The sequence below is a fragment of the uncultured Hyphomicrobium sp. genome (assembly GCF_902826555.1).
Lineage (GTDB): Bacteria > Pseudomonadota > Alphaproteobacteria > Rhizobiales > Hyphomicrobiaceae > Hyphomicrobium_C.
The window spans coordinates 1-9,815 of record NZ_CADEFI010000068.1 but is presented as its reverse complement, the minus strand read 5'-3'; the positions used below and the strand labels follow the sequence as shown (position 1 = coordinate 9,815).

Here is a 9,815-nt window from a genome sequence, read left to right as displayed (position 1 = left end):
GACCGCTTCGTCCAGGACAACTTCGAGAAGACCGAGAAGTAGGTCGCTCGCAGGCTGCAGCGCGTCGGGCAACCATCGTCCGCCGCGCTGCGCCGCAAGGCTAGGGTCCAATCAGCTTCAATCGGCGTTGCATGTATCATACTGATACACAACCAACCCACGACGTTATTTTCCATAATATATATTATGCGAATGGATGGGGTGTGGAAATCTGGCCGTAGCTCAACACAACGTCTGAGCTGGCGGCCCCTCAGATCGGCGCCGTTTCGAAAGTCGGCGTCGCAAAGAATCCGACACATGCGTTCGGTGGGCTCTCCGGAGCAACCGAGGACCATCGGTCGTACGTCTGTTCCCAACCACCGCGAGCCTCGCGAATGCGCTCGGCAAGATCCGTACGGCCGAGCCGCCGCATGAGCACATAAGCCGCGTAGAACCGATCCGGAAGCTGCTCCCGGGCCTGAAGCAACCTGGCGGTGATGCTCTCGGCCTCCCCTGCTGCAGGCATTCCGAGCCGACAGAAGCCGAGTAGCACCGCAGCGCCCTTCGAGACATGACGGCCCTCGTCGAACGCTCTCTTCAAGACCGGGAGCGCCGGTGCGCCCAGGTCGCCCAAGCGTACGATCAGCTCGAACTGAAGCTGCTCGGACTCCATCCGACGCAGGGCCATAAGCACGGAAATCAACGCGTCTCCGCTCCGGAGAAAGTCCCTCGCAGGCAGCGCCGCCAGATGCTGCTGCAGCAATAGCGCCCGCTCCTGCGCCTGCGGACCTGCATCGAACGCCCGGCCGAGTGCATCGACCATGGCCGCCGCGCGCGGCGCAAGGAGATCAGGGCGCTCCGTCAATCCTCTGAGATCATGGATCGTGAGCTTTTGCGTCGGGTCGCTGATCAGGCGATCCAGGTTGGCAACGGAGACCGAAATCTGATCGGCGAGGAACGCATCGATCCTTACCCCCTGTGAGGCCTCGATCGAGGCGCGCCGTGCGCTCGCGGGAGATCTCTCGAGCCCCAGCGCGCCCGCGACGATCTCGGATTTGCTCGCACCGCCGAGATGACGGGGTTCATCGCGCATAAAGCTCGCGAAGCACTCCCATGAGGCCGTCATCGAAATAAGTGTACAGCCGATAACGGGCATCGGAACCCATGCCAGCGGGCTGGCCTCAGCGCTCAACAGCGCGATCGATGGGCCACGCACATCTTCGATCGCGATGCGCTCCAGCGTAGCGGGCAACAGGATCCCCTCCTGCTCGTCACGTCGAGAGGAAACCGTGACCGCAGGCAGCTGCGGATCTTCCGGCCGCCAGAAAAGGCACATGCCCTGAAGCATCTTCCGGCCTTCGAAAATGCCGTACGTATGAATGCCGGCGGCCTGGACGCCCCGCTGGCGCAGACGCACGCACGTCTCGCCGGCACCCAGACGATAAGCCCGATGCGAAGCCCTGCCGTCTCCCGACACCTTCTCGAAGACGACGGGAACCGCATAGGATTTCACAAGCTCGGATCGGTCCGACGAGCTCTGCCCTGCGACCACCAGCGCTTGGCTCTCGCCGGAGAACGGAATTGATCGTCCGGAATTGTGCGCTCTGATCTCGGTGTCGAGTCGCGCCAGCTCGACGTGGCTGAGCGTTGCCGCCACAGCGTACCCGCCGAACCACAACGCCGGCGCCAGCATCCACACCCGCGCGACGCTCCCACGGCTGGCCTCGATCACGATCCCGAGAAAGCCCGCGTTGACGGTTGCGATCGACCAAAACGGCGCCACCACGAACATGAGGAAAACGCCGGTCACAGGAATAACCTGCAGCACGAAGACAGCCGCGGTTAGCACGAAGAACCAAAGCGATCGGGGCATGAGGTGTCTGCAGAAGAGCGGAGCCAGGCCCTCTCCTAGGGCAGCTCCCGCTCAATCGGCGTTAATCGCGTCCCTAAAATTCGACGCATCTCACGACCGCGGCCGCGGCCGACGCCACCTACGGCAGCCCCTCCTCCGCCGTGCGCACGATCGCCGCGATCACCGCCGCATAGACCGACGCCACGAACCCCGTCAGCACGTTGACGCTGACGACGATGCCCACGAGCCGCGCCCACTCCTGGCTCATCACCTGGCTGAGCAGCGTCACGATGAAATCATCGAATGCCTGCTTGAGCTGAAAGAAGAGCTCGCTCACCTGGTTCACGGAAGGCTTCTGCGGCAGCTCCCAGACCAGCTTCCATCCGATGTCGCCGACGCTCGACGTGTGCAGGATGCCGGCCGCCGCCAGTATTGCAATGCCCGCCGAGAAGAGCAGGCCCAACGGCGGCCCGAGCCGGAAATACCCCCAGCGCCACGGCTGGGCACGGAACGAGACCGACAGTCCCCTGAGCGCGCTCGCCCCCACATAGGTCACGACGGCGAACACGGCGGCCACCGCCAGCAGACGCTCGCTGTCCGTCCCGGCAAACGTGAACAGCGCCGCGAGTCCCGCCAGCACCGCCTTCATCAAGGCTTCGACGATTCCGACGAGCCCGACCAGAATGAGACGCGGCGTGCGCGCGCCCTCGAAGTAGAACGGGATCTCGAACGAAAGCCGCTTGGTCTCGAGCCTCAATCCCAGGAGGAAGCTCAAGGCCGCCGTGAACGCGGCAAAGAGAAAGGGATACGTGTAGCCGAACCAGGCCACGGCCGCCACGGCGCCGGCCTCGGCCGCCATGATCACGCCGTTGAGGAGGATGCGAAAAACGATCATGGGTGGAAGCGCGCTCTCGAACAGGAAGACCGATCAAGCTGTAAAGCGCTTCCGGGTGCCGGAAAACAAATTTCCGACTCTCCGGTCGATCCGCATCCACGTCCTCGACGTGTCATCCCAGGCCTTGGGCCTGGGATCCAACTTCCCACTCAGCGGCGTCGATTTTTTCCCTGGCTGCACCGGCTTGGATGGTTGGATCCTCGGGACAAGCCCGAGGATGACAGCTGGTGCGCATGGCGGAGGCGCCGAAGCGCATCGAGGGCTAGGCTTTCGTCCTTCGATTGTTCTCGCAGACTGTCGTCCCAGATCTCGTGCCTGGGACCATGGAGCAGAAAAAAAGCCGTGGTGCGTCCCGCTTTCGCCGCCCGAGCCGCTTGCGCGTGGAGCGGCCGGTCCTCGGCACAAGGCCGAGTTGCCTAGTTCAGGATCCGTGGACGTTCATAGCCCCGTGGGCGCGGGTCGTAGCGATCCTGCTCGTCGAGAACGGACCGCTCAACCTCCTCCGCCGTACCGGGAATGATCACGCCGCGAACGCTCTCGATGCGTTCGGCAGGGCTCTTGCGCGGCGGCACGATCCAGCTGTCGTTGACGGCATCGTACACCTTGAAGTGATGCACCGTAACTCTCATACGAGCTCCTTGGCTCAGTCGAGAAGCAGCGACACCGCGCTCTCGGGACGGCACTTGGCGTCGCCGACCTTGGCCAGCGTCGCATTGAACGGGAACGAGCGGCGGAACACGCGGAACTCGCCGCCGGTGTCACCGGTGATCTGGAACTCCGTCTTGTCGTCGCTCGAGCTGGGCGGGATCAGATATGCTTCGATCACGTAAGGCTCCGTGCCCTTGGCGAGTTCGAGCTTGCCTTTGAACAGCGCCGGACCGCCCGCGTTCGACACACCACCGTCGAGCTTGAGCGCCGTCCCGCCGCAGCGATGCTCGGCGCCGATCACCTCGACACCGCACCAACCCGTTGCACAGCGCACGAGATCGAGTGTCAGCGTACAGGGTGCCTCGCCGCAGTCCTCGGCCCGCGCCAGCTCGAAAGTACGGCCTTGCCAGCGGCCGCCGATATCGATGCCCGCGCCCGCCGCGGCGGCCGTCTTTCCATCCTGCGGCTCACCTGCGAATGCCGGCATCGCCGCAGCCAGAACACAAAGAAGAGCCAAGCTCGCGATCATGCGATGGCCGGTGTGCCGGCATGAGAGCCCGTGTGTCCTTGAACCCATGACGCGAAATCTCGCCTCCAGAAAATTGATCACGGATCAGACCAAAACAGCGCGCCCGGGCGAATTTGTGTCGCGCATTCTCCTCGTTATCGCGATTTGCGCCTTGATCTCCCTGGCTGTCCCTACCGGACTCATAGCCCTGGTGGAGGGCGTGGGCGCAATGCCCCTCCCCTTCAACCTACATGTGGTGGACGAGCGTCTGCCCGGTATCTTCAAGCTGCACATGCTGGCCTCGGGCGCGGCGCTGGTTTTGATTCCGCTCGTCATTCTCGCACGCAACCGGCGCGCCTGGCATCGCCCGCTCGGCCGCGCGACAGCCGTGCTCGTCATTGTCGGAGCCCTGACATCGTTTCCCGTCGCCTATGAAAGCACGTCGCCGTTCGTCGCCCGACTCGGCTTCGCGGCACAAGGCATCACCTGGCTCGCGCTCGTGATTGCAGGCGTCGCCGCCATCCGCCGCAAGGAGCGCGCGCGCCACGCGACGCTGATGCTCGCCATGGCCGCCGTTGCCTCGGGCGCCATCTGGGTGCGCATCACGACCGCGTTCGCCACTTCGCTCGATTGGCCCTTCAATCCGGTCTATTCCTGCGCCACTTGGCTCGGCTGGCTGGTCCCTCTCGCGCTTGTCCTCGCCTTCTCCCCGGTCTCGATCCTCCCGCGACGCAAGACCTCCCGCCAGGCCCTCGCCACCTGAGGTGCACTTCGGCTAGGTTCAGCCGAATTCCACCAGCAGCGGCGAACCGACCATGACACCATCGAAAGACATCGCGCGCCTGATCGAGATCATGGCCGCGCTCCGCACGCCGGTCACCGGCTGCCCGTGGGATCTCGAGCAGACCTACGAGACCATCGCGCCCTACACCATCGAGGAGGCCTACGAGGTCGCCGACGCCATCGCGCGTCAGGATTTCGTCGACCTCAAGGATGAGCTAGGCGATCTGCTGCTGCAGGTCGCCTACCACGCGCGCATGGCGGAGGAGCAGGACGCCTTCGCTTTCGGCGATGTGGTCGAGGCCATCACCGCCAAGATGATCCGCCGCCACCCGCACGTGTTCGGCAGCGACGAGGAGCGCGCAGCCGGTGCCGCCCCGGGTTTCTGGGCGAGGATCAAGGCCGAGGAACGGGCCGAAAAGGCGGCCGCGCGCGACGCCGGCGTTGCACAAAGAGCCGGCCTCCTCCCCACCGGCCGCCGCGGAGACGGGCTGCTCGCCGACGTCTCTTTGGCACTCCCCGCCCTGACGCGCGCCGTCAAGTTGCAGGACAAAGCCGCGAAAGTCGGGTTCGATTGGCCCTCCTTAGCGCCCGTATTCGACAAGATGCGCGAAGAGCTGGCGGAGCTCGAGGAAATCGCCGCGCCCGCCGATCCCCGCGCCGCTTCGCCCGATCGCACACCCCAGCGCACGGCCAAGATCGAGGAGGAGTTCGGCGACCTCCTGTTCGTCATGGCCAACGTTGCGCGACACTTGAAGCTCGATCCCGAGGCCGCCTTGCGCGGGGCGAACCAGAAGTTCGCCCGTCGCTTCGCCCACATCGAGCACAGATTGGCGGAGCAAGGCCGCGGGCCGACCGACTCCTCCCTCGCCGAGATGGATGCCCTGTGGGACGAAGCCAAGGCGATCGAGAGAACGGAAAAATCCTGAGCGATCTGACTAGCGTTGGGCCACCGGCGTTCCGCGCGCTTCCCGTATGAAGCTCGCCACATGCTCACGCCGCACACCGAGCCCGAACACACGTGCGGGGATGCGCTGCAGAAATGGAAATCGCTGCATGAGGCGCAACGCCAGCGGCGGCGTCGGCTGCTCCCGGCGGGCAAGCGTCGGCTGGATGATGTTGTTCTGCATCGCCACCTGGATCCCCTGCGTGACGCGCGTCGGGAACATGCGCCGCTTCTGCACCGCCCGCAGGTCGGAGAGCCGCACATCGCGTCTCAAGAGCGGCTTGGCGAGGATGTTCGCCGCCGCCACCGCGTCCTGCACCGCGAGATTGACGCCCACCCCGCCGATTGGACTCATGGCGTGCGCCGCATCCCCGATACACAGGAGCCCTGGCTGATACCACTGCAGCAGCCGGTCGACGCGAACCGTCAGCAATTTCACATCGTCCCACGACGCAACCGCGTCCAGGCGCGCGCGCTCGAAGGGCGAGGCTGCCGCCACCGCATCGCGGAACGCGTCGAGCCCGCCGGCTTTGAGCGCCTCGAGCGATCCCTTCGGAATGACATACGCGCATTGCCAGTAGTCGCCGCGGAACAGCATCGCCAGGATGTAGCCGGCGCCGAACCGTCCCATGGTCTCGCCGGTATCGCCGGGCTGCACCGGCAGCCGGAACCAGAGCGCATCCATCGGCGCACCGAGATCCTCGATTTCGAGATCCGCGCGCTCCCGCAGCACCGAGTTGCGCCCGTCCGCCGCCACCACCAGATCGGCGCGGATTTCCCTGGGCCCGTCGGGTGACGTGGCCGTCACGCCCACGACCCGCCCGCCCTGTTCGATGAGGCCGGTTGCCTCGGTGCTCATGAGCAGCGTGAAGCCGGGATAGTGCGCAGCCTCGGACGCGATGAAGTTCAGGAAATCCCACTGCGGCATCATCGCGATATATTTCTCGCGCACCGGCAGATGCGACAGATCGGCGATCGTGACCGGCGTCGTGCCCACCATGCCGCCGAGCTTGTGCACCTTCTGGTGCGGCAGATTGAGGAACCTGTCGATCACGCCAAGCTCGACCATCACCTCGAGCGTCGATGGGTGCACCGTGTCGCCGCGAAAGTCGCGCAGAAAGTCGGCGTGCTTCTCGAGCACCACCACCGTGACGCCGGCGCGCGCCAGCAGGTACCCGAGCATCAGCCCCGCCGGGCCGCCGCCGACAACGCAGCACTGAGCCTTCGGAATGTCCGCCATTGCCCCCTCCGAACGTGCACTGGGGCTTTCGTATACTACGAGAGCGCGAGCCCTGCACGTTCGAGCTGGCGAATAAGGCGCATCTTTTTCTCCGAGGCGATGCGCACGCGCGTAACGATCGTTTCCTCGCCCTCGGGCTCCTGCGTCAGCACGTCGGCATTCTCGTGCAGCCAGGCAAGGATCCGCCCTTCATGCGCGGGAAGCCTGAGGACCAGGATTTCGTCCGCGACGCCGAGCCGCCCGTCGATGGCATCGAGCAGGCGCGGAATGCCCTCGCCGGTCGCCGCCGACGCCAGCACCGGTTGAGGCGTACGAAAGCGCGCTGCTGCTTCCGCCTCCTCCCGCGTGACCGGCGACAGGAGATCGACCTTGTTCCAGACTTCGAGAATGTGTCCGTCCGCGGCGGCCGTATCGACGCCGAGGTCGGCCAGAACGCCCGCCACGTCGGCCGCCTGCGCTTCCGTCTCCGCATGCGCGATATCCCGCACATGCAGGATGAGATCGGCTTCAATCACCTCTTCGAGCGTCGCCCGGAACGCAGCCACGAGTTGTGTCGGCAGGTCGGAGATGAACCCGACGGTGTCCGACAGGATGATGCGACGCCCCGATGGCAGCCGCACTTCGCGCATCGTCGGATCGAGCGTCGCGAACACTTGATCCATCGCCAGCACGCCCGCGCCCGCAACGCGATTGAAGAGCGTCGACTTGCCGGCGTTCGTGTAACCGACGATGGCGACGATCGGATACGGCACCTTGCGCCGCCCCTTGCGATGCAGATCGCGCGTGCGCACCACACCTTCGAGCTCGCGCTTGATGGCGATGATGCGCTCGTCGAGCATGCGACGGTCGAGCTCGATCTGCGCCTCGCCCGGACCGCCGAGAAAGCCGCGCCCGCCGCGCTGCCGCTCGAGATGGGTCCATGCGCGCACGAGCCGGCCCTTCTGATACGAAAGATGCGCGAGCTCGACCTGCAGCCGTCCTTCGCGTGTCTGCGCGCGCCGGCCGAAGATCTCCAGAATGAGTCCGGTGCGGTCGAGCACCTTGGCGTTCCACGCCACTTCGAGATTGCGCTGCTGCCCGGGCGTGATGGCGTGGTCGACGATCACGAGACCCACCTCGGACTCCGCGATGCGCGCCTTGATCTCCTCGACCTTGCCCGAGCCGAACAGCGTTGCAGGATTGGGCTGCGGTACGCGCACCAGCTGCGCGCCAACCACGTTGAGATCGATCGCCTCCGCAAGACCCTTGGCTTCGGCCAGCCGATCCTCGGGCGAATGCAACGAAAGGCCTCGTGCGTGCTCGCCGCCTGCGGGGCCACGGACCCGTGTGAGGACTGGAACGAGCACGAGCGTGCGCATGGCACGCGCCCGCTCTGCCTCCTGCTCATGAGAGACTTGCGATCTGGAGCCCTGTTGATCAGGGCCTTTCTTGACCGGCGTTTGTTCCGGCTTCGTGGTGCGGTCGATGGGACGTACTCACCCTTGCTGACCGTCGACCTCCGCTTCCATCAGATGGACCGGAGCGCCCGGCATGATGGTCGATATGGCGTGCTTATAGACCAACTGCGAATGTCCGTCGCGGCGCAAGAGCACGCAAAAATTATCGAACCACGTCACGATCCCCTGCAGCTTGACGCCGTTGACGAGGAAAATCGTGAGTGGAGTTTTGCTCTTGCGAACGTGATTGAGAAAAGTGTCCTGAAGGTTCTGAGCGCGATCTGCGGCCATCTTTCTTGCCTCTTTTTTTATAGCCTCTTCCTGGACTTTGATCTTGGTCGCTGGGTTAAAATCGACCCGTCACGAGCTTGCCGACAACTCATGACTCAGGAGCAGCTAACATATCTTGATTGCGGGACAATAGGCGCGAGTGCGCTGCGGGACAACACGTAGAATTGATGCCACGCGAGGTTAGAGAGAAGTTTCGGCAACTTGATGAAATATTGAGCGCAGGCGGAGCGTCAGCGCACCCGGACGCCCGTCGCCAATGGCGACTTTATTAATCGCCACGACTGGCATGACAGTCCCCGAAGCCGAGGTAATGAAGGCCTCGCGCGCCCGCTCCGCCTCGTCGACACGGAAGGGGCGTTCCTCGATGGGGATATTTTCCCGACTCAAGAGATCCAGAAGAGTTCTGCGTGTCACGCCGGGCAGAATTGCGTTTCCCGTCGGTCTTGTGACGAGCGTTCCGGAGGGATCGACGATCCACGCATTGCTCGACGCTCCCTCCGTAACGAAACCTTGGGGATCGACCAGCCAGGCCTCCTGCGCCCCCTCCTCGGCTGCGGCTTCCTTGGCCAGCACCGCCGGGAGCAGCATGACGGTTTTTATGTCGCAGCGGCCCCAGCGGACATCCGGCATCGTCGTGACCGCAATGCCCTGAGCCGCGCGCGCCTCGCGTTTGGCGTCGTCGACCCGGCGCGCCAGGCAGACCAGCGTCGGTGTGACATCGCCCTCGGGAAAAGGAAAGTCGCGGGGCGCCGCGCCGCGCGTCACCTGCAGGTAGAGGAGCCCGGTCGTAATGCGGTTGCGCTTGACCACCTCACGCATCACGAGACCCAGCGCCGCGCGCGACATCGGCATGACAATCCGAAGCTCGCCGAGCGACCGTTCGAGCCGCTCCATATGCCGCGTTTCGTCGATGAGACGCCCGCCCTTGACCTCGCAGACCTCGTAGATGGAGTCCGCGAACTGGAATCCGCGGTCCTCCACATGCACGCCGGCCTCGGCGTAGGGCAGGTAGCGGCCATTGACGTAGACAACGCGCGCCATCCCATTCCCCGATTGCCGATTGCCGATTGCCGATTGGCGATTACGCCTCAGCCGACCTTCTCGCCGAGCCGCTGATCGGAGGAGACGCCGAGCGCCCTGAGTTTCCGATGCAGCGCCGAGCGTTCCATGCCGACGAACTCCGCCGTGCGCGAGATGTTGCCGCCGAAGCGGTTGATCTGGGCGAGCAGATACTCGCGCT

Annotated in this window: 11 protein-coding genes; 2 read left to right on the top strand and 9 right to left on the bottom strand. The window is 64.7% G+C overall.

Going from position 1 to position 9,815, the window contains the following annotated elements; translation table 11 throughout:
- Window positions 1-250: 250 nt before the first annotated feature.
- The 4 genes from QZV93_RS17275 to QZV93_RS17260 form a co-directional block, all read right to left on the bottom strand.
- On the bottom strand, window positions 251-1,852 hold the full coding sequence (locus QZV93_RS17275; RefSeq protein ID WP_295559937.1) for a hypothetical protein: 1,602 nt from the start codon (window positions 1,850-1,852) through the stop codon (window positions 251-253).
- Between the two features lie 118 nt (window positions 1,853-1,970).
- Window positions 1,971-2,726 (bottom strand): hypothetical protein, encoded by a 756-nt coding sequence (locus tag QZV93_RS17270; RefSeq protein WP_295559936.1) that lies wholly within the window; start codon window positions 2,724-2,726, stop codon window positions 1,971-1,973.
- Between the two features lie 416 nt (window positions 2,727-3,142).
- Window positions 3,143-3,355 (bottom strand): hypothetical protein, encoded by a 213-nt coding sequence (locus tag QZV93_RS17265; RefSeq protein WP_295559935.1) that lies wholly within the window; start codon window positions 3,353-3,355, stop codon window positions 3,143-3,145.
- A 14-nt stretch (window positions 3,356-3,369) separates the two neighbouring features.
- Window positions 3,370-3,951: a hypothetical protein gene (locus QZV93_RS17260; protein ID WP_295559934.1), complete on the bottom strand. Its 582-nt coding sequence runs from the start codon at window positions 3,949-3,951 to the stop codon at window positions 3,370-3,372.
- A 160-nt stretch (window positions 3,952-4,111) separates the two neighbouring features.
- On the opposite strand from QZV93_RS17260, the gene QZV93_RS17255 reads away from it, so the two are divergent.
- Window positions 4,112-4,645, top strand: a complete 534-nt coding sequence (locus QZV93_RS17255) for a DUF2306 domain-containing protein (RefSeq protein WP_295559933.1) — start codon at window positions 4,112-4,114, stop codon at window positions 4,643-4,645.
- A 52-nt stretch (window positions 4,646-4,697) separates the two neighbouring features.
- On the top strand, window positions 4,698-5,591 hold the full coding sequence (gene mazG, locus QZV93_RS17250) for a nucleoside triphosphate pyrophosphohydrolase (protein WP_295559931.1): 894 nt from the start codon (window positions 4,698-4,700) through the stop codon (window positions 5,589-5,591).
- A gap of 9 nt (window positions 5,592-5,600) precedes the next feature.
- Here the strand turns inward: mazG and QZV93_RS17245 are convergent, their stop codons facing one another.
- The 5 genes from QZV93_RS17245 to QZV93_RS17225 form a co-directional block, all read right to left on the bottom strand.
- Complete coding sequence (locus QZV93_RS17245) at window positions 5,601-6,848, bottom strand: FAD-dependent oxidoreductase (protein ID WP_295559930.1); 1,248 nt, start codon at window positions 6,846-6,848, stop codon at window positions 5,601-5,603.
- A 35-nt stretch (window positions 6,849-6,883) separates the two neighbouring features.
- The gene (hflX, locus tag QZV93_RS17240; RefSeq protein ID WP_295559928.1) at window positions 6,884-8,206 is read right to left on the bottom strand and encodes a GTPase HflX; all 1,323 of its coding nucleotides are present in this window, start codon (window positions 8,204-8,206) and stop codon (window positions 6,884-6,886) included.
- Between the two features lie 117 nt (window positions 8,207-8,323).
- The gene (gene hfq / locus QZV93_RS17235; protein WP_291181099.1) at window positions 8,324-8,575 is read right to left on the bottom strand and encodes an RNA chaperone Hfq; all 252 of its coding nucleotides are present in this window, start codon (window positions 8,573-8,575) and stop codon (window positions 8,324-8,326) included.
- Between the two features lie 180 nt (window positions 8,576-8,755).
- Window positions 8,756-9,616 carry a D-amino-acid transaminase gene (locus QZV93_RS17230; protein WP_295559926.1) on the bottom strand — a complete coding sequence of 287 codons (861 nt, stop codon included), beginning with the start codon at window positions 9,614-9,616 and terminating at the stop codon, window positions 8,756-8,758.
- Window positions 9,617-9,663: 47 nt separating this feature from the next.
- Window positions 9,664-9,815, bottom strand: a 152-nt coding sequence (locus tag QZV93_RS17225; RefSeq protein WP_295559939.1) for a helix-turn-helix domain-containing protein, incomplete at its 5' end; no start/stop codon positions are given.